The sequence below is a fragment of the Arthrobacter sp. BE255 genome (assembly GCF_031457335.1).
In the GTDB taxonomy this organism is placed as follows: domain Bacteria; phylum Actinomycetota; class Actinomycetes; order Actinomycetales; family Micrococcaceae; genus Arthrobacter.
Window position 1 is genome coordinate 453,590 of sequence record NZ_JAVDWK010000003.1, and the last position, 21,955, is coordinate 475,544.

Below are 21,955 nucleotides of genomic sequence, written 5' to 3' on the forward strand. Positions count from 1 at the left end.
TCAGGGCCAGATTAAGCGCCAGATTCGGCGCCTGATTCAGGGCATAAAGCGGTACCCTACGCCTGGCTCGGTGATCAGGTGGCGCGGGTTTCCGGGGTCGGCCTCGAGCTTCCGGCGCAGCTGTGCCATGTACACGCGCAGGTAGTTGGCTTCCTTCTGGTACGCCGGACCCCAGACGTCCAGGAGCAGCTGCTGCTGGGTCACGAGCCGGGCAGGGTTCCGGACCAGCAGTTCCAGGATGTTCCATTCGGTGGGCGTCAGCCTCACCGCGTCACCGTCCTTCGTGACGCGCCGCCGGGCAAGGTCCACGGTGAAGGAGGACGCCGCCACGGTGGGCGCCGATTCGGGCTCCGGAACCCGGCGGAGCAGCGCACGCAGCCGGGCAAGGAGCTCGTCCAGGCCGAAGGGTTTGGTGATGTAGTCGTCTGCGCCCGCGTCCAGGGCGTCCACCTTGTCGGATGAACCGTGCCGTGCGGAGAGCACCAGGACAGGAAGGCTGCTCCAGCGGCGGAGTTCCTGCAGGACCTCCGCCCCGTCCAGGTCCGGCAGCCCCAGATCCAGGATCATCACGTCCGGCGGATGGTGGGATGCGGCACGCAGGGCCGCGCCGCCGTCGGCCGCTGTTTCCACGGCGTAGCCGTGTGCCTGGAGCGTGATCCGGAGCGCCTTCAGCAGGTGGGGGTCGTCGTCGACCACCAGGACCCTGGTCCGGTGGCCGCCCTGCACGCCGGGAGCGTGGGCCGGGACCGTGTTCACGTGGCCTCCTGGCGCGGCTGGCCGGCCGCGTGGCGCGCACCCGGTGAGCCGGTGGAAAGGGCGAGTCTGATCACCATGGTCAGTCCGCCGCCGGGAGTTTCCTGTGCCGTCAGGGTGCCGCCCATGGCTTTGACGAAACCGTCGGCGACGGCGAGGCCCAGTCCCACGCCGGTGGCCTGGGGCCGGTCATGGAGCCGCTGGAAGGGCTGGAACATGTCCAGGACCTTCCGCGCGGGCACGCCGGCGCCGCGGTCGATGATCCTCAGCTCGCCGGACGGATACCCGTCCAGGGTGGCCGAGCCCAGGCCGTCGGACGCGCCGGTGATGGTGATGCCCGGGCCGGGCGCGTACTTGACGGCGTTCTCCACGATATTGGCAACGACGCGTTCCAGCAGGACCGGGTCGGCTTCCACGGCGGGCATGTTGGCCGGCAAGTCCACCCTAACCGTGCCGTCCGGAAGCCCGCGGAGCGCCGGGGCAACAACATCGCTCCAGCGCACGGGTCCGAGCATCGGCCTGACCGAATCGGCGGTGATCCTGGACATGTCCAGCAGGTTCCCCACCAGCTGGTCCAGCCGGTCCGTGCACTCGTCGATGGTTTCCAACAGCTCCCTTTGCTCCTCCGGGGTGTAGGTGACGGACCTCTGCAGCAGGCCCCCGGTGGCGAGCTTGATCCCGGCCAGCGGCGTCCGCAGGTCGTGGGACACAGCCCGCAGAATGGCGGTGCGCATGGTGTTCCCTTCGGCCAGCCGCAGCACCTCGCGCCGGCTCACAGCCAGCTGGCGGCGTTCCAGCTGGGCTTTCACATGGACCGCAAACGCGCCCAGCAACCGGCTTTCTGACGCGGGCACCTCCCGGCCGAACAGAACCAGCCGGGTGTCGGCGTCGACCGCTTCCGTGGTGCTGCCCGCTGCTGTGGCGCCTGGCGCCCAGGCCGGGGTGTCCCCGGCGCCGGCAAGCAGCCTCCAGACCTGGCCGGCATCCGTTCCGGGCCCACCGGAGGATTTCGACGGCGGTTCCGCACCCGACGTCGAGCCTTCCCGGCTGGTGAACACGCCGGCCCCGGTGACGCCGAAAACGTCCAGGGCTTCCGACAGGATCCCGTCCAGGGTGTCCTCCGAACGGGAGGCACCCAGTGCGAGGTCTCCGAGCGTTGCAGACTCCGCCTGGGCGCGGGCGGCCTCCTTGGAGCGGCGGGCGGACCTGTCCACCACGCCGGCGACCGCCACGGAAACGCCCACAAAAACACCCAGCGAGAGGAGGTCCTGCGGATCGCTGATCGCCAGGTCGCCGAGCGGCGGGGTGGAGAAGTAGTTCACCAGGACGCTGCTCCAGAGTGCGCCGACTACCGCAGGCCACAGCCCGCCCACCAGCGCCACCGCCACGGCGCCCGCAAGCTGGACCAGGACGGCGGTGGCAACGCTGTGGTCGAAGGCTGCCAGCAGCAGCTGCAACAGGACCGGAAGGGAAGCTGCGAGGGCAAAGCCAACGGCCACCCTGGCCCGGCCAAGGTCCGGCCGCCGGCGCGGCGGGACCGGCTGGGGCTCAAAGCGGGGAACCACCTGGACATCAATGTCCCCCGCGCCGCGGACCACCCGGGTCTCCACGGTGCCGCCGGAGAGCAGCCCTGACAGCAGTCCGGCCAGCGGCCGGCGCCGCGACTGGCCCACCACGATGTGGGTGGCGGCGGACTTTCGGGCATAGTCGAGCAGGGCCCGGGAGGGGTCGGACGCGGAGACGGTGTGGTATGTTCCGCCCAGGTCAACCACCAGCCTCCGCTGCGCCTCGAGGGCCTGCGGCGACTCCCCCGGGGCGCCTTCAGCGGTGCGGACGTGGACGGCCACCAGGTCACCGCCGTCGCTCCGTTCCAGGATCCGGGCGGCGCGGCGGATGAGCAGCTCTGCGTCGCCGCTGCCGTTGAGCCCAATGACTATCCGTTCCCGTGCCATGCCGCCATTCTCCCACCAGGATCCGGTGCAGTTTTCGACGCCCCACCGGGGGCGGTGTGCGGTCCGTCATAGCGGCGTTAAGGATGCGTCAAGATCCCCCGGAATCCGGTTCCGGCACACGCGGCCGGTACTAGATTCGGCTGTGCCCGTGGCGCCGTGCCGCGGACTGAAAGGCTTTCATGACCACCATGAGCAGGCCGCCGGCGGACCCGTCGGCCCTCCGACGCACGCGGAAGGCGGCCCTCACCGGCTGGCTGCTGTTCGGGCTGCAGGACACCAAGGGCTCCCATCAGGGGCCGGGCGGCGTCGCGGCGGACGAGGAGAAGAAGCACCACTGGTGGCAGGTGATGTGCCTGACCGGCGTGGACTATTTCTCAACGCTTGGCTACCAGCCGGCCATCGCGGCACTCGCGGCCGGCGCCATTTCTCCGCTCGCCACGCTGGTGCTGGTGGCGGTGACGCTGCTGGGTGCCCTCCCGGTGTACCGCCGGGTTGCCGGCGAGAGCCACCGCGGCGAGGGATCCATCGCCATGCTGGAGCGGCTGCTCCCCCGCTGGGGCGGGAAACTGTTTGTGCTGGTGCTGCTGGGGTTTGCGGCGACGGACTTCATGATCACCATGACGCTGTCCGCTGCCGACGCCACAGCCCACCTGATCGAAAACCCGTTCGCGCCGGACTTCCTGCACGGCCAGGAGGTGGCCGTGACGCTGGTCCTGCTTGCCTTGCTTGCGGCGGTTTTCCTGCGCGGGTTCAAGGAGGCCATCGGCGTCGCCGTTGTCCTGGTGGTGGTGTACCTGGGGCTCAACGTGGTGGTCATCGCCCGCGCGCTCGGGGTGGCGTTCGCCCATCCCGTCGCCGTCGGTGACTGGTGGCAGACCCTCACGACCTCACACGGGAATCCGCTGATGGCGGTGGCCGTCGCCCTGCTGGTCTTCCCCAAACTGGCGCTCGGGCTGTCCGGCTTCGAAACCGGTGTGGCGGTGATGCCGCAGGTCCGCGGCGCAGCGGGCGACACCGAGGAGAACCCGGCCGGGCGGATCCAGGGGACGCGGAAGATGCTGACCACCGCGGCCGTGATCATGAGCTCCTTCCTGGTCACGAGCAGCTTCACCACCGTGGTCCTGATTCCCGAGGACCAGTTCCTGCCGGGCGGGGAGGCGAACGGCAGGGCGCTGGCGTTCCTGGCCCACGAATACCTGGGGGCGGGCTTCGGAACCGTGTATGACCTGAGCACGATCGCCATTCTCTGGTTCGCCGGGGCGTCCGCGATGGCCGGCCTGCTCAACCTCGTCCCCCGCTACCTGCCGCGGTATGGCATGGCGCCCGAATGGGCCAAGGCAGTCCGCCCCCTCGTCCTGGTGTTTACGCTCACCGGGTTCCTTGTCACCTGGCTGTTTGAGGCCGACGTCGACGCCCAGGGCGGTGCGTACGCCACCGGGGTGCTGGTACTGATGACCTCGGCAGCGGTGGCCGTGACGCTCTCCGCCCGCAGGATGCAGCAACGGAAGCGGACCATCGGTTTCGGCGTGATCGCGGTGCTTTTTGTCTACACCACAGTCACCAACATGTTTGAGCGCCCGGAAGGCATCCGGATCGCGGGGTTCTTCATCCTGGGAATCGTCAGTATCTCGCTGTTGTCCAGGGTGCTGCGCTCCTTCGAACTGCATGCCACACACGTCCGGCTGGACACCCAGGCCCTGGAGTTCATGGCGGAGAACCTGTCCGGCCCGATCGGGATCATCGCCCACGAGCCCTTCCGCCAGACCGCGGAGGCGTACCGGCATAAGCTGGCCTCCGCCGTGGAGGCCAGCCACTTCCCCGCCGACTACCAGGCGCTGTTCCTCGAAGTCATCGTCGACGATTCCTCAGACTTCGAGACGGCGCTGGAGGTGCGGGGCGTTACGCGGCACGGGTTTGCGGTGCTGGAGGTGCACGGGCCGGTTGTGCCCAACACCATCGCCTCGGTGCTCCTGCACATCCGTGACGTGACGGGGCTGATGCCGCACGTCTATTTCCGCTGGACGGAAGGCAACCCAGCGGTGAATCTCCTGAAGTTCCTGGTGCTGGGCGAGGGTGAGATTGCCCCCGTGACGCGCGAGATCCTGCGGGAGGCCGAACCGGATGTCACCAGGCGGCCCTGGGTGCACGTGGGCTGAGCAGTTCCGACGGCGGCGCTTCGGCCAGCGGTGAGGCTGTGCTTTCGGCCCGTCCCCGACCGGCCGTGTAAGCGCCCTCAGGAGGCTGCATCGAGCTTCCCGGGCGATGCCCTTCGCAGCGTTCCCTGGATGCCATCCAGGGAGAGCGCCAGTTCTTCAGCAAGGGCCGCCACGATCATGAAGGACGGTGTGGCGATGCGACCCGTCTCGATCTTCCTGAGGGTCTCAGGGGAAATGCCCGCCCCGACGGCCACCTGGACCAGTGTCCGCCCTCCCCGCGCAGCACGGAGCATCTCGCCGAGCAGTTTCCCTGCGCGGACATCTTCTGGGCTTAGCGGGACTCTGACCATCTTCCCAGCGTAGTAGCGTTATAACAATAACGCTAACTATGCTGGAGGATTCATTGATTGAACTGCTCACGCCCCGGGAAGTTGACCAAGCCCGTCTTTCCGGACAATTCGTGGCAAAGACCCTGTCGGACCTGCGGGACCGAATCGAGCCTGGAACGAATCTCCTGGAAATAAACGATTGGGCCGCTTCGATGATCCGGACCGCGGGAGCCCGTTCGTGTTATGTCGACTACGCTCCGTCGTTTGGGCGGGGCCCCTTCGGGAAAGTCATCTGTACATCCGTCAACGATGCTGTCCTGCATGGCCTTCCTTATGACTATGCCCTGAAGGATGGGGATCTGCTGACGCTTGATTTCGCAGCAAGCGTTAACGGGTGGGTCACTGATTCCGCAATCAGCTTTGTTGTCGGGGATTCTGTTGACCCTGGTGACCGGCACATGATTGAAACCACGGAGAAAGCGCTCCTGGCCGGTATCAACGCGGCCCGGTCCGGCGCGCGCATTGGAGACATTTCCTATGCAATTGGTTCCGTGCTCGAATCAGCGCGCTTCCAGGTCAATACAGAATTCGGCGGACACGGGGTTGGAAGTACCATGCACCAGGACCCGCATATTCCGAACATCGGTAAACCGGGGCGGGGATATGTCCTTCGCCCCGGGCTACTTTTGGCAATAGAACCCTGGGTGATGGACGGCACCAGGAAACTCGTGACAGCTTCTGATGGGTGGACGTTGTGCAGTTCCAATGGCCGAAGGACTGCGCACTCCGAGCACACGGTTGCGGTTACGGAATCCGGACCGGTCGTCCTCACACAATTGGTTTAGACCGCGGTCTGGTTTTTCCGGTGAGGTTGCCCGGCTTGATCGATGCAGCCGATGGCCGGGATTTCCGGGTCGCCCGCAACGAACTGCGCTCCTGCTAGGTCGTCGCCTGCTGCCGGCGCACCATCTCGGTGATCCACATCGGGGCGAACGGGGACGTGCAGTTCGGAGGCGTCGGGTAGTCCTTGAGGACCTCCAAACGCTCACCGATGTCGATTGCCCGGGCGCGGTGCTCCGGGTGCTCGATCCCGATCTGGGCAAGGCAGTGGTTCATCGCCCATTGCAGTCGATCCGGGGCGCCCTGCATTTCGGCTTCGATCATGTCGAGCAACAGGGGGAGATCGAGGCCCGCCGGATTCCTCACCACGCGTTCACTGGTCAGCGCCCACCCGGCACTCGCGACGACAGGGTCCGTATCGGCGAACCAGGCCACGCGAAGGTCTTCGGCGTGCGTGCTCTTCTTCACCACATAGTTCACGAGCCAGTCGTGCACCTTGGGCGTGCGGGCCTCACGCAGCATGGCGTCCAGCTCGTCACGCTCGAATGCCTTCGGGCGACAGATCAGCAGGGCCAGAAGTCTCGCCACGGTGTCACCCGTTTCCCAGAGTTCCTTCGCGAGTTCCTGCTGCGTCTTCAGCCTCTTCGCTACCACGCGCAACTGGCCCAGGTTCACTCCGTGGTCGTCACCGCGTTTCCCGTTCACCTCACGCACCCGGGGGTCCTCGAGCGCGGCCAACTCGGCCATCACCTCGGCCAACGTCGTTCCAACCACCGTCGTCGCAGCCACTGCAGCCTCCTGTCATCGCGTTCGGGATTCAGCCTATGACGGAAGGCTGCCTCCTGTCCTACGCCGGGTTGCCTTCAGATCACCGATTGCGCGCCATTCCATCGCCCAGGCGGCAGGATTCCGTTGCGCACGGCTTCGCATCGTGATAATTTTCCGGTGATCGTGATCTATCGGCAGGAGGTGAGCCCCATGAACGCAGTATCCGGAATGGGTGCTCCCCTGCAGTCCACGATCGCGCGACAGAGGTAGTCGCCACCGGGAGCGCCCCAACAGGCAATACGCGAAAGGCGACTCCCATGAACACCGCACCTTCTTCACCTCTGTCCCCCATTTCGACGACGGCCTCCGAACTGCCGAGGCACGTTCCGGATCGGCCCCTGCTCGATGCCACAAACCTGGCCCCTGCCTCCGGAGAGAGGGCGTTGGTCCTCGGTGGCGGCGGATCGACTGGCAACGCCTGGCTGATCGGCGTCATCGCCGGCCTGTCCGATGCCGGGCTGGACGTGACCACGGCCGACCTCACCATTGGGACGTCGGCCGGCTCGACGGCGGCGGCCCAGTTAGCCGGCGCGGCCCCGGCCGAGCTGTTTGCCACCATCCTTGCCGCCACGCCTCCGCAACGGACCCGTCCGGTCGGATCCGAGCAAGGACGCGTACCAGTCAGTCCGGTGACGGACCACCTGGAGAGGATAAGGAAAATCATCGCCTCCGCCGACGATGCGGCTGACATGCGCCGCAGAATGGGCGCCGCGGCACTCGACATGGCTTCGGCGTCGGACGGCTCCTGGCAAACGCAGTGGCGCGCCACCGTCGCCTCGCGGCTGCCCAGCCAGTGCTGGCCGCAACGGACGGTGCTCATCACGGCGGTCGATGCCCAGACCGGTGAACCGGTTGTGTTCGACCGGCACAGCGGGATCGACCTGGCGGACGCCGTCGCCGCCAGCTGTGCCAGTGGCCTGCCCTACAGGATCGGGGACAAGCGATACATCGACGGTGGCTACCGGTCCAACGCGGAGAATGCAGACCTGGCCGCGGGATGCGGGCGGGTGCTGGTGCTGTCACCGTTCGGCGGCAGATCACTGGCGCCGCTGGAGTGGGGAGTGCACCTCGCAACACAGGTCGAGGAGTTGCGCTCACGCGGCAGCAGAGTGGAGACGATCTTCCCGGAGAGCAGCTCCGAGCACCTGTTTGGCGCCAATGCGATGGATCTGTCGCTGCGTCCGGCCGCAGCCCGGGCCGGGTACGACCAAGGCAAAGCCCTCGCTGGGAAGCTCGCGGTGTTCTGGCGCTGACGCGCACGAACCCAACCGGCCCGGTAGGCGGCCAATCGTGCCTTGCCGGTGCCGGGTCCATCTTTGGCGTCCTAGGCTCGAACCCACTCCCGCACCAGCGCAACAAATTCCGCCTGCCGCGCAGTCGCTGCCTCCGCGCTGGGGAAGATCACCTGGCCGCGGTCCTGGCCGATCATCTCCAGGAGGCCTCGCCACTTAGCAGCATCAAAATCAAAGTTGTCCGCGTTGGTCTTTGCCCCGCGGTGGAAAATCAGCTGAACGTGATGAAGCGGGCGCAGGTTGAACGTGACTCGGTCAACGGCATCGAAGCAAAAGCTCGGCGCCTTCCACTTGATCTGCTCCGTTATTGCGTCATCGGCCTCCAGGACGGCCAACCGCAGGGACCCGATGACCGGCTTCAACGGGTGATCCAGCGACTCCAGGAATGAATCGACCACCGGGTTTCGATTTCGCGTCATAAGGGACAGTCAAACACTTTCTGTCACCTGTCTATGCTTGGAAGGGTCCGAACTGGACAGCAAGCTTCTTGGGGGAAGAACATATGGACGCCGCTCCGCTGAACTCTTTTGTGTTGTTTGCCGTTTGCGCAGCCGTGTTCTTTTATATCCTTTACGGCGTGGTCCGGGCCGCGACCCGCGACGGAATAATCGCTGCCAGGCGGGAACTCGAACGGACGAATGCAGCTGGGAATGAATCGGGCCGGTAAGCGTGGACAATGCGATGACGAGCCCTGAGCTTCCCCAGTGGCCGCCCAGCAACCGGAAATACCGCCGATCGGAAGTCTCGGCCGTCGTGGGCAGTGGCGATACAGTGTGGGCCCGCGTCGCCAGCGAGCTGCTCCTTTGGAAGGTGAAAACCGCGAGTGGGTTTGTCGTGGACTCAACCGGACCGGCGTCGCCGGGAGACCTGTTAAATGTCACGGCCCGCCTTTTCGGCCCCACAGTTGTTGAACCGGTCGAAGTGGTAACCGTCGTCCAGGAGCCCGGCCGCGTGGGGTTCGCTTATCGGACCATGCCAGGACATCCCGTCTCGGGTGAGGAGGCCTTCATCGTCCACCGCCACGGCGACGAAGTGCATCTCACGATCCGGTCGCTGACGCAGCCCGCGTCACACCAACCGTGGCGTACCTTTTACCCACTGCTCCTGGTCGCGCAGCAAATTGTCCGACGCCGTTACTTGCGCGCGCTCCGCTGAATGCCTCACGCGTCCCACCAGGCGAGCACACGCGTGCCGAAAAAAGTCAGCCACTTGGATGGCTCACCCGGGGGTACGTCAACGTCGAACCATACCCGTCCCGGGTGACGACGCTCCTGCAGCCACGTGCCGTCGGGGCGGCGCGCCGCTCGAATCACCTCGATCGCGTCGCCGAGCCTGGGGTCGGGCGCTGTGCCGTCGTGCAGCGCCGCCGCCCGGAAATACTCGGCCGCATTCAGGGCGCTGTAGAACCAGCGGAACGGGTACGCGAACCACGTCACCCACGGTCCCACGAGCTCACCTGTGGACAGTGTGTGAAGCAGCCGGCGCTGCAGCAGGTATTCCTCCCCCGCGCGGCGGGCGGCCCGCAGTCCATCGCTTCCGCCGGTCACGGACTCGTAGTACAGGAGGCCTTTCAAGGAGTTGAGCGTGGAGTGGAAGGACGAGCGGCTCGAGCCGTCAACCCACTCGCAGTTCCACCCGCCGTCGGCCATTCGGTGGTCCAGGAACCACTGGGCAATCCCGGAGACATCGGTCCCCAGCCACGCACCATTGGCGAGCGTGAAGGCGTTGATGCAGGCGTCAACTTCCCCTTCCCAATAAGGCAGGTCGTTGTACTCCCAACGGCTGTTCGCGGCGAGCAGGTCCGCGGTTCCAGCGAGGGCAGTTCCGTCGACGCCCCAGTCGCGGAGTGTATTGAGCGTCCACGTCGTCGCCGACCACGGCTGCCCGGCATTTTCGGCTGCTTCGGGACCTCCGAAGTCGAAGCCGTGGGGGAAGTATGCTCCCCCTGCCCACTGGCCGTCCGGATCCTGCAGCGCGAGCAGCCGCGCCGCTAATCCTTCCGTCGTCATGCGGGCCCGGGTGGCTTCCCACACCTCGGGCGGGGCACCGGCAAGGTCGCGCTCGACCTGCCAGCGGAGTGCCGGGTCGGAGTCAAGCAACCAGTTGAGCAGAGCGGGTTCCAAGGCCATCTTCGGCAGGCTACCACCGCCACCGCATCATTTGGTCCGCCTCGACGGCACTATTTGTGCGGAAATGGCTTCTGGTGGCGCTATTCCCGGATTTCCTCCCTCCGCGGTTTAAGGTGCCCTGGGATTCCTCCGCTGGACAGGGCCGGGAATGTGCACTCGAACTCGCCCCGGTATCCGAAAAGGAATCCGACGACGGGGTTGCGTACCTGCAGCTGAATCGTGAATACCCCACGGGCATCGTCGAAGCTCTCATACAGGTCTGCCGTCCCGGTGAGCAGCGCAGGAAAAGTGAATCCCACGACGCCTTCGTAGAACCTCTGGGCTCCGGATTGCAGATGCAGGGATCCATCGGCCGTGACCTGCAGGACAAGGTCAGTGGCAAGGTGCTGGTGCGTCCCAAGGTAGTCAACGATGCCTCCGCTTTGTGCGCTGTGCACCATTGTGGCATCGAAGCGCCGTTGCTTGCCCGGCAGCTCCAGAGTCCTGACAAACGTAACTGTCGGGCGGCCGAATCCGTCGACGTACGGGTAGTTCTCGATCGTGAACGGGATGTTGTTTCCCTGGTCAGGGAAGAGGATGTTGCGGTAAGCCCCAAGGCGCAGAAAAGGAACAGTCCACCAGGCCCCGCGGCGGACTTCTGCGAAAATTCCGCGTCCCACGCATGCATAGCCCGCTGCGGTGTCGACTCCGAATCGTTTCTGCAGCATAGGGTGCAGGCTGTGGAAGTCGCTGCCCAAAGCCTGTTCAAAAATCGATGCCATGGTTACTCCTGACCTCGGGTTTTGTCGTCTGCAGGACGTGGGGAGGGTGACGGAAGTCCGGCAAGGGCGGAGGGGACCTGCGCCGAGCGCGAGTCAGGAGGCCGCCGCAGACACCGCCCCGCCCTGGGTACCGACCAGTGGGACGGCAGCATGCATGAAGCCAGGCCTGTAGCCACGCCTGCAGCTGCGGCAGCCGCGTTTCGTCCTGCCAGGGCCCGGCGGAGCAGAATACCGGCGGTCAGCAGCCCACCCGCCCTGGCCGCGGCGTCGATGAACCACCGGTTGCGGGAGTCCGCGGGGTGGAGGTCCGACTCCGCCCACATCCTGAGGCGGTCAAAGCTTATGGCCGTCGCCCAGCCCAAGGCCGGCCGGATCACATCGGCGTCCAGGATTCGTCCGAGGATGCCCATACCCGGGCGGTAGTTGTACCCGGTGATGAACCGCAGACCGTCGTCCGTTGGAATGTACCGCCAGTATCCTGAACCCGGCCCACTCGGAGAAAGTACGTCAGCGGTGTCGAACTTCAGTACGGATGTGGCCTGGCCGTCGGGCCGATGCCTGTGCCCCAGGGATGTCCCGACACCTTGAATACAGTGAAACGGGAGCCGGAACTCGTAGCGAAAGCGGACCGGACCCCGGCCATCGCCAGGTTCAGGAACAATCCGTGAAAACCGCAGATCCCACCTGGGGTGGGATGCCGGGTCCTGACTCAGGGTCCACACCCGCTCCAAGGATGCCCGAATGCCGATCTCCACGTAGATCGGCCTGTTCGCCGCTGGTTCTTTCCCACCCAAGACTTCCCCCATCCCAGCATCCTAAAGTGCCGTTGGAGCCCGACGGGAATTTTCGGCAGTTCATCAGCGGCGTCGACGCCAGCGGCACGCCGCGGATGCACTATTCCGCGCCGGGCCGTAGGCTCAGGAGCATGGCCAGATACTTCGATGTTCATCCCCAGGATCCCCAGCCCCGCGCCATCACGCAGGCCGTGAGCATAGTGCTCGACGGCGGCCTGATCGCCTACCCGACGGACTCCTGCTACGCCCTGGGCGCGCAGCTGGGCAACAAGGACGCGCTCGACCGCATCCGGACCATCCGCAAGCTGGACGACAAGCACCACTTCACCCTCGTCTGCAAGGATTTCGCCCAGCTGGGGCAGTTCGTGAACATCGGCAACGACGTCTTCCGCAGCATCAAGTCAGTGACCCCAGGCAGTTACACCTTCATCCTGCCGGCCACCAAGGAAGTCCCCCGCCGGCTGCTGCACCCGAAGAAGAAAACAGTAGGCGTTAGGATCCCGGACAACCGGGTGGTGCAGGCACTGCTCGCAGAACTCGGCGAGCCGCTGCTCTCCAGCACGCTGCTCCTCCCGGACGAGGAGGATCCGCTGACGCAGGGATGGGAAATCAAGGAGCGGCTCGACCACGAGGTGGACGCCGTCATTGATTCGGGCGACTGCGGGTCCGAGCCCACCACCGTGGTTGACTTCTCCAGCGGCGTGGCCGAAGTGGTACGCCGCGGCACCGGGGACCCCTCCCGCTTCGAATAAGGCCTTGGCGCGTGTGCCCTGGCCGGGACTCCGGGATGAGGGCACGCCTGATCAGGCCTGGGCGTGGAGGAACTGCTCGAGACCGTCTTCGCCAAGGGAGAGCCCGATGTGGACAAGGTCCGGGTGGCCATAGAAGTTGTCCGGCGGGGCCGGGGGTGGCCCGTGTTCGACTGCCGCCACATTGGACGGCAGTTTTGAGACCATTACAGGTTGCAGTTCTTGGGGTAGGTGTGGTGGTTCCCAGTCCTGGTGTTCGCTGGTGTAGTGCCGGCCGCTGGGTGAGATCCAGCCGGGTGGTTCGTTCGTTGTGGCCGGGGTGGGTGTCCAGGTGCTGGCGTGTTTGAGCCGGTGGTGGCGGGGACACATTTGGCGCAGGTTGGATACGCCGGTGGTTCCGCCGTCGGCCCAGGCCAGTTGGTGGTCTGCTTCGTTGTCCAGGGATTGGTTGGAGCATCCGGGGAAGGTGCATCGTCCGTCGCGCATCCGCAGCCAGCGCAGCATGGCTTTGGTGGGGCGGTAGCTTTGGCGGCCGATTTCCAGTTGTGCCCCGTCGCGCGGGTCAACGAGGACGCGGTGGAAGGACTCGGCCCCGTTGGCGAGCAGGTCCCGGGCCATGGATGCGGGGACCGGGCCGTAGCCGTCGAGCATGGCCGGTTCGTCGGTGGCGCCGAGCAGTGCAAATACCGGGACGGTGACCAGGACCTCGGCCCGGGGCGTCGGGACCTGCCCGGGATCCGTTCCTCCCAGGATCCCGCCGGCGCCGGCGTCGCCATAGTCCCCGGAGTTAGTGCTGTGGGCGTTTCCGCTGCTGAGGAGGGCGGCGGCGTAGACGTCGGCCCTGATCTGGGTGAGGGTCCGGGACTCGTCGGGTCCCTGCAGGCCGCGGGCGATCGCGGTGATGCGGTTCCAGGTCGCCGCGGCCTGGTCCGCGGGCAGGTAGGCGGAGAGCCAGGCCATGCCGTCCTTGTCCGGGGTGTATTCGACCCGGCGGTCCAGGGCGGATGTGGCGTGCCGGGTCTCGATGCTGTCTTGGTGGTGGCGTTCGCGCCAGATCCGGGCTTTGTGCCGGAACCGGGAGGCGGGCATTTCCCCGGCGGGGCAGCCGCGGGCCGGGTTTGGCGCGTCAGGGTCCAGGAAGTGCGCTTCCAGTGCTGCGGCCCCGGCGGGATCGAGGGCGGCTGTTTCGTCGACCATGACCCGGGCGTGCTGCCAGGAAATGGTGCCGGCCTGCAGCGCGGACAGTGTCAGCGGCAAGCGTTTGGTCACCTCGTGGGAGTCGGACAGGAACGTACTGGCCGCGCGCGGGCCGAGGGTCAGGACGCAGGCGATCTCCGCGGCTGCCGAGGCCTCCTGCGGCATCGTCGGCTCATCAGGGGCTGCCATCGACTGGATAGTGTCAGCGTATTTTGAGGCGGCCAGGGCCTTTACCGCGGCCATCTGGGGTTCCGACCGGGCCGCGCCGGCCAGGATGTCCAGGCAAAGATCCGTCGTGTCCTGCATCGGATCAGCATCGGGGTCCGCCCCGGAGCCGGCCCCGGCGAGCTCGGCAGTAATCACAGCAATGGCAGCGTCGATGTCTGCATATGCCTTCGTCACCGCTGCTCTTCCCATGTACCAATCATGGCGGGAGGGTCTGACATTATTGCCCGCAGACCACGCTGGGCCAAACTTCCCGCAGATAACTGGCACCCAACTCGTGAAACTGGGACATATTGTGCAGTGTGGCCGGCGCTATTTTCAGAAGTCGACTGCACCAAACCGCAACAACTACTGGCGTCGACGCCCGTGTATGACGAGCAGTCCGGTCATGGAGTTGAATGTACCGTTTAGACCCTGACGCCGGGCATTTTGCGGGCTGGTCTTACGGGCGTGAATCGCTGCGACAAATGGCGGCGTTTTCACAACGATGAATGTTCCCCGGCCCCCGGTTGCCGATGGGTTGAAAAAATTGCCGCTTATGGCTACACGCGGCATCTGATTCGTTGTTTCCTATGCCACGCGTAACGCCGAGGATAAGGTTGCGGGACGTAGCAGCACTATCTCGGGGGAAGAATGTTACTGACGCTATCCACACCGGAAGCAATTCAACTCGTGCCTGCCTGGGGCATTCTCGGACTCTTTCTGATTCTGAACGCAGTATTATTCATCGCCGCTCTGGTGAGTGTTGCGCGCAATAAGACACACGCCACCGGCAGCACCATCGTTTGGGCCTTGATTGTCCTTGCGCTGCCATTTCTTGGGTCGGTTCTATGGTTCCTAATTGGGCGTACGGAATCCCTGAGCCCGCATCTCCGCGACCAAGCCAACTAGCACGCCGGCTCGATTTACTTTTGGCTGTCAGGGTCGTCCCGTGGCAGGTTGCATTCGAGTAAGAAGATGCGGCCTCTGGGTAGGGGTTGAGCCGTGAACCCTACTGATCACCGTCAGCCCTGAACGTTCGCGGCCGTGAGCGTCATGGTCATCGCTGCGACGCTCCTGGTCCATGGCCTGACTCAGATACCGACTATCCAACTGCTGCCCGGCTACGTTGCCGCCTACCTCCTGATCGGCGCCTGCATCTTCGTCCCCGGCGGGAGAATGCCGTCACCGAGCCAGGCCGTTGCGTTCCTGCTGCCCGGTGCCCTGCTGGTGACGCTGGCGTTCCTGGATCTCGGCTTCTGGTGCGGAGGCTGGCTACTTGGACTCCCCGCGTGGGGACTCCTGCTCAGCCGATGGACTTCGGAGAATAAGCTCCCGGTCGTCCGAGTCCTGAAGTTTCTGGCGCTGCTGGTTCTGGGCTTGGCGGTCTTCATGCTGAACGGGGTCATTGGTATCTTCCTCGTTTTCAGCCTCGCGATTTTCCTGCTTCCCCTGGTCCCGATTCGCCTTGTCTACCCGGACTTCCGTGCCCATCTGCTGCAGATGAGTGTGGAGGTCCTCCTGTCGGTGAGCGCTGTCGTATTGGCCCTCATCCTGCCCACACCGGAAGGATCGTGGTCTTCGCCGATGATCCACGCCGGCGGAGCCGCTGCCGCAGGACTGATGATCGCCTTCTGGGCCCAGAGCATCCCCCGCCGCTCCGCAAAGCTCCGCCTCAACGACGGGGTAACGCTGTAGCCGACCGCGTCCTAGTCCGGCTTGCGGGCCCGGCTGGGCTGCACGCGGGGAGGTTCGCCTGGCATCTTGGGATAGTCGGGCGGGAAGGGCAGCTCGCCGAGTCCTGCCTTGAGGTCGCGATCCCACCAGCCCAGGAGCGTATCGATCGTGCCGGGGTGCGCATTTATGTTGGCCCAGGGGTCACCCACGGTCTTCAGCCGGTCCGGGACTGTGAGAATCGTGAAGTCCTTCGGGCTGACGCTTTCCAGCTCGTCCCAGCTGATGGGGCACGACACCGATGCGTGGGCCAAAGCGCGTGGACTGTACGCGCCGGCAATAGTCCGGTCGCGGTTGGCCTGGTTGAAGTCCAGGAACACTTTCTCGCCCCGTTCCTCCTTCCACCAGGCCGTCGTGACCTTGTCCGGCATCCGCCGCTCAAGCTCGCGGGCGGCAGCGATCACAGCGTGCCGGACATCCAGGAATTCCCGTGTCGGCTCGATCGGCGAATACACGTGGAGCCCGCGGTTGCCCGAGGTCTTGATGAAACTCTCCAGGCCGGCCTCGGCCAGCACCTCCTTCAGCGCCAGCGCGGCCGGGACCGCGTCGTCGAAGTCAGTTCCCGGCTGCGGGTCCAGGTCGATCCGGAGCTGGTCCGGGTTGTCGGTGTCCCCGGCCCGTGAGGGCCACGGGTGGAACACCACAGTGTTCATCTGTACGGCCCAGACGGCGGCAGCCGGCTCGTCCAGGACCAGCATGGGGTGCGAGCGTGCACTCGGGAAAACCACTTTCACCGACCGGATGAAGTCCGGGGTGCCCTTGGGCGGGTTCTTGGAGAAGAACTGATCGCCTTCGACGTTGTCCGAGTACCTCTGCAGCGCCACCGGCCGGTTACCGTTCGCTGCAATGAAGGCCTCCCCCACGTCCACCATGTAGCGCGCCAGGTCCAGTTTGGTCAGCCCCAGTTCGGGCCAGAGGACCCTGCTGGGGCTGGAAATCCGCATCTCGCGTTCGCCGTGGGGTCCAGGGACGGTCAAGGTTGTCTGTTCGCTCGCCATGGGGACAACGTACACCCGGCCCATTGCCCGGCAAACAGAATGGGCTCAGACGGTGACCCGCTCCCGCCGCTTCCGGAGCTTCTTCGCAACGAACAGCGTGACCAGGCCGGCCACTCCGGCGGCCACCAGTACCTGGAGCGCCCCGGCGTACTCCTCCACAAGTTGCCAGTTCTCCCCGAGGAAGTATCCCGCCAGGATCAGGACCGAATTCCAGATGAGGCTTCCCACGAGCGTCAGTCCCAGGAAACGCCACAACGGCATCCGGCAGATCCCGGCGGGGATGGAGACGAGGCTCCGGAACAGCGGCACCAGGCGGCCCAGGAAGACCGCCTTGCTGCCGTGGCGGGCGAACCACGCTTCCACCCGGTCGACGTCGGCGACGGCCACCAAAGGGATCCGGCCGATCAGGGCCCGGGTCCGGTCCCGTCCAAGCCCTCCGCCCAGGAGATACAGCACATACGCGCCCAGCAGTGACCCGGCAGTGGTCCACAGAATGGCGTCCAAGAGGCTGAAGCCGCCGCGGCTTGCGGTGAAGCCGGCTAGCGGAAGGATCACCTCGCTGGGGATCGGGGGAAACAGGTTTTCCAGAGCCACCACCAGTCCTGCCCCGGGTGCGCCTACATCCTCCATGACGCCTACCACCCACTCTGAGACCCCGCTGAGATCAGCGGCGCCCAAGTTCATGGCGTCCGGCGTCGCGGCAGCCGGCGATGGGGTTGCGAGGGATAAGGAGACGGCAAAGGCTGCGGTCATGGTGGTTCCTCCAGGATCGGGTTGACTCCCCACTCTCCGGCGCCGGGCTTGGGTCCGGCTGTCCCGCTCCTGTGCTGAGCCTGTGCAGGTTACGGGCAGGCCGCCCAGCCGCGGACGGCTGAGCACGCTGATGGAACCAGTTCGCTGATGGAACCGGGACGTGGACGGGAGCAGCATGCGGACCGGAAGCAGGACGGAATCCGGCATGATGAATCCATGACCGTCTCAGAGTCCGCCCTGACCATCGCCGTGGGCGACGTCGGGGTTTCCGCGTCCTATGCCCGTCCGGAGCAGCCGTTTGCCACCCTGGTGCTGGCCCATGGGGCTGGCGCGGGAATGGAGCATCCCTTTATGCGCGGGTTCACCGACGCCCTCAACGAAGAAGGCGTCGCCACCCTGCGCTTCAACTTCCCGTACCGTGAGGCCGGGCGGAAGTTCCCGGACCGGCCACCGGCCGCCATCGCCGCCTGGCGGGCCGCGATGGACGAGGCGGCGCGGCAGGGCGCCGAACACGGGGACACCGGGCCGGTCTGGGCGGCCGGCAAGTCATTCGGCGGACGGATGGCGTCGATGGCAGTAGCGGAAGGAATGACCGCCGCCGGGCTCGTCTACCTTGGCTACCCGCTGCACCCGCCGGGCAAGCCTGAAAAAATCCGCGACGAGCACCTGTACGGTCTCACGCTGCCCATGCTGTTCCTGCAGGGTTCCCGTGACACGTTCGCCACCCCGGAACTGCTGGAGGGTGTGGTGTCCCGGATCGGCCCGTCCGCCGTCTTGGAGTGGATCGACGGCGGGGACCATTCGTTCGCCGTGGCCGGCAAAAAGCGCAGCGCAGAGGACATCGGCGCGTCCCTCGCTTCGACGGTCGCGAACTTTATGCGCGCCCGCGGCTGACCGGCACCTCAGCGCGGCTGACCGGCACCTCAGACAGGTACCTCAGCGCGGCGTCTCTACCGGGGCGCCGGCCGGAGGACCGGCCGAGGCCAGCCGTGCGAGGTCCAGCCGGTTCGCGGCACCGGTTTTTCGCAGAAGGTTGGAGATGTGTGAGCTGACTGTCTTCTCGCTGATGACCAGGGCACGGGCAATCTCGCCGTAGGTCCTACCCGCAACAACGTGGTCCAGGATGTCCAGCTCCCGGGGTGTCAGTCCGGGCAGGACTGCTGCAGGGCGCTGCCCGTTGGCCGCCATCGTCGCAACAGGGATCCTCGCCCGCGCAGCAAGGCCCTCGAGGGCCTCCCGGACGGGTGCCGCCTGGAGCTCTACCGCGAGGGCGAGCCCCCGGCGGAGGAGCTCAGCTGCCTGGTGGCCAGGGCTGTGCCCATGCAGCAGCAGCGACTCCACCGCACGTTGGCAGGCGTAGGCCTCCTCCCACGGCAGGGACGCGTGCCGTAAAGCGTCGGCCGTCTTGGCCCACTCGGGCGCGTTGCCGTGCGGGATCCGGGCCCGGCCCAGCTCCGCGGCGTAGAGGAGTTCAAACGCTTCCAGCTGCCGCCGGTAGAGCTCCGACTCACCCACGGGTTCGTGCAGTATGCCGGGAAAGCGGTCCTGGAGATCGTTGGCGGCGGCCAGCAGGCCGGACGTCGGCGCCCCGAGGTCCCGCGCGCGCTGGACCTGGTCCGCGAGAGCGCGCGCGGCAACGGGGAGAAGCCACTCGCACATGGTGGGCGGTGGACCCGGGCCGGTGGCACCTGTGATCGCCGCCTCGAAGGCTGCCTCCGGGCGCCCGGCCGCGACGCTGACTTCCGCACGGATGGCGTCGAAGTCCAGGTTCAGGAGACCGGACGTCTCGTCATACAGCTCCTCAGCCCGTTGAAGGTGGACCGCTGCCTCGTCGCGCCGGCCCTGCAGCGCGGCGAGCCGTGCAGCCGTCAGCCGTGCGCTCACATCCCCCATCGGTCCGGGATCAAAGCCGATGGCGATCCGCAGCGCCGCCCGGCATTTCCGCCAGTCACCGACTGCCAGGAAGCTGGCCGCTTCGTCGGCCGCAATCTTGGCCGTGTAGGCGTGAGGCGCTCCCCGGTCGACCAGTTCCTGCCGCGCCCGGTGCATCAGGTCAGCGTACGCTGCACTTGTCCATGGCCCGTTCGCGTTGCCGGCCCACGCGGTGGCGTGGACGAATGCCCAGAAATCACGTGCCCGGAGCGCTTCCTTGGCCCCTTCCTCCGCCAAGGGAATTCCTGCGTGGGGGCGGCCCGCAACATTTTCGGCGATAGACACCGCGGTCAGCGCGTAGGAAAGCGCCCGGTGGTCCCCGGTCTCCCTGGCCAGGGCAAGTGCCTGCCTGGCGGGAGCCTCCACACCTGGCTCGTTGTGCCACATGGTTGCATGGGACAGCTCGGCCAGGGCCAGGGCGTGCTGCCAGCTGTGGGGCTCGGCTGCGGAGAGCCGGACGGCCTCCCGTATGTCGGGCAGGGGGAAGAACCCCTGCCCGGTGGACAGCTGCAGGTGCATGCGGCGAACCATGAGCTCGGCCCTGGCAAGCGCTCCTCCGGGAAGATCGGTGCCGCCCAGCAGCGCCTCGATGGATTCCAGCTCCACGGACAACGCCCCCGACTCGTAGGCTGCCTGGCGGACCCGGTCCCACAGATCCAGCGTCCGCTCCGCCGCATCCGGGAGTCCCCGGCGCAGATCAAGGGCCAGGCTCAGCATCCGCAGCGCATCGCCGTTGGCGCCGGACTGACGTGCCGCGTCCGCCGCCACCAGCGCCCAGCGGTAAGCCTCGGCCTGATGCCCGGCCTGATGGTGGTGGTCAGCAAGGGAAACCACGACGGCGGCCTCCGGGCGGGTGCCTCCGTCCAGCTGCCGTTCGTAATACGCGGCGAACGCCGAATGAAGGCTCGTGCGGTCCACGGCATCGAGCGCCAGCTCCAGAGTTTCGGCGATGAGCGGATGGTGGAACCAATACGTTCCATCCGGGGCCAGGTCCAGGATTCCTGCCTCCGCGGCCGAACGCAGGACCGCCGGTATGCGTTCGGGATCAAACGCCGGCCCGGCGACCTCCCGCAGGTCGGCCCCGGTGGTGGCTTTCCCGCCGACGGCCATGATCCGGGTCAGTTCTTGGGCATCGGATGGGAGCCCTTGCCAGGACCGCAGGACGGCGGACTTCAGGTCGGGCGGGAATCCGGCCGGCAGGTGCCGGTCTCCGGCACTGAGGCCGGCCACCAGCAGGAGATTGAGATACGGGTTGCCGGCTGAGCGGGCGAACACGTCGTTGACCAGCGTCCGGTGCGGCGGTTCGCCCAGGATCGAGGCGAGCTGCGCTTCCGTGTCCGGCCGGTCGAGCGGGGCCAGCGTCCTGGTGTCCACGCCGGGCAGCCGCCGGATGTCTGCCAGCCAGCGGTCAAGCTTGTGGCCGTCGCCGACGTCGTTGTGCCGTACGGTTCCGATCACTCCCAGCCGGCGCTCCTGCGGTCCGGCCACGAGGTACATCAGGACATCCAACGTGGTTTGGTCTGCCCACTGCAGGTCGTCAACCACCAGCAGGACGGGCCGCTCCAGGCTGAGCCCGGTGAGCCACTCATCGATCAGCAGGGGAAGCTCCGGTCCGGCGTCCCGGGGAAAGGACGGCGCCAGAAAACGGGCTGCCCCGGCTGAACGGAAGGCACCCCGAAGTGCCAGCAACGGCATCTCCATGGAGGCCAGCGGGAGGGCCGCGCCCTTGAGGATGGCAACCTCCGGGTGGGCCGCTGCGCACGCCTGGGCAACCAGCGCCGTCTTCCCCACTCCGGCGTCGCCGGAGATGATGAACGTCCGGGCCGTACCGGACCGGACGGCACCGATGACTCCGGCCAGTTCAGCCAGGTCCGCTGCCCGTCCGATGAAATCCGGGCCGCCGGTGTCCAACGGTTTTGCCACAGTCCCAGCTTGCACCCCCGGGTGCGGCCGGTACAGATCTGAGGGTACCCCGCCTGGTTCTGAGGGGCGTCGCCTGATGTGGCTCCGTGGCACGGGAGAGCAGGCTGAAACTGTCTGCACCCGCACATCCTGAAGGGAAAACGCTATGAACTCATCGATCAGTTCACGCCGCAGGACCGGAGCCGCGCTTGCGCTCTTCCTGCTGGCGGTCATCGCTCCGGCCCCGGCCGGCGCCGGGGAGCCGGCAGCGCCGGGGAGCCGGCAGCGCCGGCGGACACCGGCATCAACACCGGTTACTGTCCGCTGACGCGGATTGGCACCCAGCTGGTCCGCTGCGACAACCTCACCGGAGCCGACGTCCCGGCGCCCTACTGGATTCCCGAACAGTAACGGGTCCAGGCAGGGCGCCGGGACGTGCACGCGCTTGGCGTCAGCTACGCGGCGTCGTCGTGCCACCAGCCTTCCCAGGCGGTGGAGGTCAGCTGGCCGTTAGGGAACTCTGTTTTGCCGTTTCCGCCGCTGTACGCACGGTTGTCGTCACTCCGGCGGGCGTCGAGCAAGAAGTTCAGGCTACTCAAAAGCAACATCGTTGCGTCCTTTCATGTCGTGGTGTGGACCACGCTGTCCACGT

At 66.4% G+C, this 21,955-nt stretch carries 21 protein-coding genes; 9 read left to right on the top strand and 12 right to left on the bottom strand.

Features of this window, described 5'->3' with window-relative positions; all coding sequences use genetic code 11:
* Window positions 1-36 precede the first annotated feature (36 nt).
* Together J2X42_RS08420 and J2X42_RS08425 are read right to left on the bottom strand one after the other, a co-directional pair.
* Complete coding sequence (locus J2X42_RS08420) at window positions 37-756, bottom strand: response regulator (RefSeq protein ID WP_310164124.1); 720 nt, start codon at window positions 754-756, stop codon at window positions 37-39.
* Window positions 753-2,705, bottom strand: coding sequence for a DUF4118 domain-containing protein (locus tag J2X42_RS08425; RefSeq protein WP_310164126.1), 1,953 nt, complete (start codon window positions 2,703-2,705; stop codon window positions 753-755). The genes J2X42_RS08420 and J2X42_RS08425 overlap by 4 nt, the downstream gene beginning before the upstream one ends.
* A gap of 179 nt (window positions 2,706-2,884) precedes the next feature.
* Between J2X42_RS08425 and J2X42_RS08430 the strand changes: the two genes are divergently transcribed.
* Entirely contained in the window at window positions 2,885-4,861 is a 1,977-nt protein-coding gene (locus J2X42_RS08430) for an amino acid transporter (protein WP_310164128.1), read from the top strand.
* Window positions 4,862-4,938: 77 nt separating this feature from the next.
* On the opposite strand, the gene J2X42_RS08435 is transcribed toward J2X42_RS08430, so the two are convergent.
* The gene (locus J2X42_RS08435) at window positions 4,939-5,211 is read right to left on the bottom strand and encodes a helix-turn-helix transcriptional regulator (RefSeq protein ID WP_310164130.1); all 273 of its coding nucleotides are present in this window, start codon (window positions 5,209-5,211) and stop codon (window positions 4,939-4,941) included.
* A gap of 53 nt (window positions 5,212-5,264) precedes the next feature.
* Between J2X42_RS08435 and map the strand changes: the two genes are divergently transcribed.
* Entirely contained in the window at window positions 5,265-6,035 is a 771-nt protein-coding gene (gene map / locus J2X42_RS08440) for a type I methionyl aminopeptidase (protein WP_310164312.1), read from the top strand.
* A 94-nt stretch (window positions 6,036-6,129) separates the two neighbouring features.
* On the opposite strand, the gene J2X42_RS08445 is transcribed toward map, so the two are convergent.
* Window positions 6,130-6,777, bottom strand: a complete 648-nt coding sequence (locus J2X42_RS08445) for a DNA alkylation repair protein (protein WP_310164313.1) — start codon at window positions 6,775-6,777, stop codon at window positions 6,130-6,132.
* A gap of 338 nt (window positions 6,778-7,115) precedes the next feature.
* Between J2X42_RS08445 and J2X42_RS08450 the strand changes: the two genes are divergently transcribed.
* Window positions 7,116-8,111 carry a patatin-like phospholipase family protein gene (locus J2X42_RS08450; RefSeq protein WP_310164134.1) on the top strand — a complete coding sequence of 332 codons (996 nt, stop codon included), beginning with the start codon at window positions 7,116-7,118 and terminating at the stop codon, window positions 8,109-8,111.
* Between the two features lie 71 nt (window positions 8,112-8,182).
* On the opposite strand, the gene J2X42_RS08455 is transcribed toward J2X42_RS08450, so the two are convergent.
* The gene (locus J2X42_RS08455; protein WP_310164137.1) at window positions 8,183-8,569 is read right to left on the bottom strand and encodes a DUF1801 domain-containing protein; all 387 of its coding nucleotides are present in this window, start codon (window positions 8,567-8,569) and stop codon (window positions 8,183-8,185) included.
* A gap of 262 nt (window positions 8,570-8,831) precedes the next feature.
* On the opposite strand from J2X42_RS08455, the gene J2X42_RS08460 reads away from it, so the two are divergent.
* Window positions 8,832-9,305, top strand: a complete 474-nt coding sequence (locus J2X42_RS08460; RefSeq protein WP_310164139.1) for a DUF1990 family protein — start codon at window positions 8,832-8,834, stop codon at window positions 9,303-9,305.
* Window positions 9,306-9,310: 5 nt separating this feature from the next.
* Here J2X42_RS08460 and J2X42_RS08465 read toward each other — a convergent pair whose 3' ends face one another.
* Entirely contained in the window at window positions 9,311-10,279 is a 969-nt protein-coding gene (locus J2X42_RS08465; RefSeq protein ID WP_310164141.1) for a squalene cyclase, read from the bottom strand.
* A gap of 80 nt (window positions 10,280-10,359) precedes the next feature.
* Window positions 10,360-11,040 carry a DUF4166 domain-containing protein gene (locus J2X42_RS08470; protein WP_310164145.1) on the bottom strand — a complete coding sequence of 227 codons (681 nt, stop codon included), beginning with the start codon at window positions 11,038-11,040 and terminating at the stop codon, window positions 10,360-10,362.
* 925 nt (window positions 11,041-11,965) lie between these two features.
* Between J2X42_RS08470 and J2X42_RS08475 the strand changes: the two genes are divergently transcribed.
* A complete protein-coding gene (locus J2X42_RS08475; RefSeq protein ID WP_310164314.1) occupies window positions 11,966-12,586 on the top strand; it encodes an L-threonylcarbamoyladenylate synthase in 621 nt (206 codons plus the stop codon).
* Between the two features lie 51 nt (window positions 12,587-12,637).
* Here J2X42_RS08475 and J2X42_RS08480 read toward each other — a convergent pair whose 3' ends face one another.
* On the bottom strand, window positions 12,638-14,197 hold the full coding sequence (locus J2X42_RS08480; RefSeq protein ID WP_310164148.1) for a DUF222 domain-containing protein: 1,560 nt from the start codon (window positions 14,195-14,197) through the stop codon (window positions 12,638-12,640).
* A gap of 441 nt (window positions 14,198-14,638) precedes the next feature.
* Here J2X42_RS08480 and J2X42_RS23365 point away from each other — a divergent pair, with 441 nt between their 5' ends.
* Both J2X42_RS23365 and J2X42_RS08485 read left to right on the top strand, forming a co-directional pair.
* A complete protein-coding gene (locus J2X42_RS23365) occupies window positions 14,639-14,896 on the top strand; it encodes a PLDc N-terminal domain-containing protein (RefSeq protein WP_396134046.1) in 258 nt (85 codons plus the stop codon).
* A gap of 135 nt (window positions 14,897-15,031) precedes the next feature.
* The gene (locus J2X42_RS08485; protein ID WP_310164151.1) at window positions 15,032-15,682 is read left to right on the top strand and encodes a hypothetical protein; all 651 of its coding nucleotides are present in this window, start codon (window positions 15,032-15,034) and stop codon (window positions 15,680-15,682) included.
* 11 nt (window positions 15,683-15,693) lie between these two features.
* On the opposite strand, the gene ligD is transcribed toward J2X42_RS08485, so the two are convergent.
* Window positions 15,694-16,716, bottom strand: coding sequence for a non-homologous end-joining DNA ligase (gene ligD / locus J2X42_RS08490; protein WP_310164153.1), 1,023 nt, complete (start codon window positions 16,714-16,716; stop codon window positions 15,694-15,696).
* A 45-nt stretch (window positions 16,717-16,761) separates the two neighbouring features.
* Entirely contained in the window at window positions 16,762-17,469 is a 708-nt protein-coding gene (locus J2X42_RS08495; RefSeq protein WP_396134047.1) for a DedA family protein, read from the bottom strand.
* A 216-nt stretch (window positions 17,470-17,685) separates the two neighbouring features.
* Here J2X42_RS08495 and J2X42_RS08500 point away from each other — a divergent pair, with 216 nt between their 5' ends.
* Entirely contained in the window at window positions 17,686-18,363 is a 678-nt protein-coding gene (locus tag J2X42_RS08500) for an alpha/beta family hydrolase (protein WP_310164156.1), read from the top strand.
* 42 nt (window positions 18,364-18,405) lie between these two features.
* Here J2X42_RS08500 and J2X42_RS08505 read toward each other — a convergent pair whose 3' ends face one another.
* A complete protein-coding gene (locus tag J2X42_RS08505) occupies window positions 18,406-21,324 on the bottom strand; it encodes an AAA family ATPase (RefSeq protein ID WP_310164159.1) in 2,919 nt (972 codons plus the stop codon).
* Window positions 21,325-21,469: 145 nt separating this feature from the next.
* Between J2X42_RS08505 and J2X42_RS08510 the strand changes: the two genes are divergently transcribed.
* Complete coding sequence (locus J2X42_RS08510) at window positions 21,470-21,631, top strand: hypothetical protein (protein WP_310164161.1); 162 nt, start codon at window positions 21,470-21,472, stop codon at window positions 21,629-21,631.
* 127 nt (window positions 21,632-21,758) lie between these two features.
* Here J2X42_RS08510 and J2X42_RS08515 read toward each other — a convergent pair whose 3' ends face one another.
* Window positions 21,759-21,911 carry a hypothetical protein gene (locus tag J2X42_RS08515; protein WP_310164162.1) on the bottom strand — a complete coding sequence of 51 codons (153 nt, stop codon included), beginning with the start codon at window positions 21,909-21,911 and terminating at the stop codon, window positions 21,759-21,761.
* Between the last annotated feature and the right edge of the window lie 44 nt (window positions 21,912-21,955).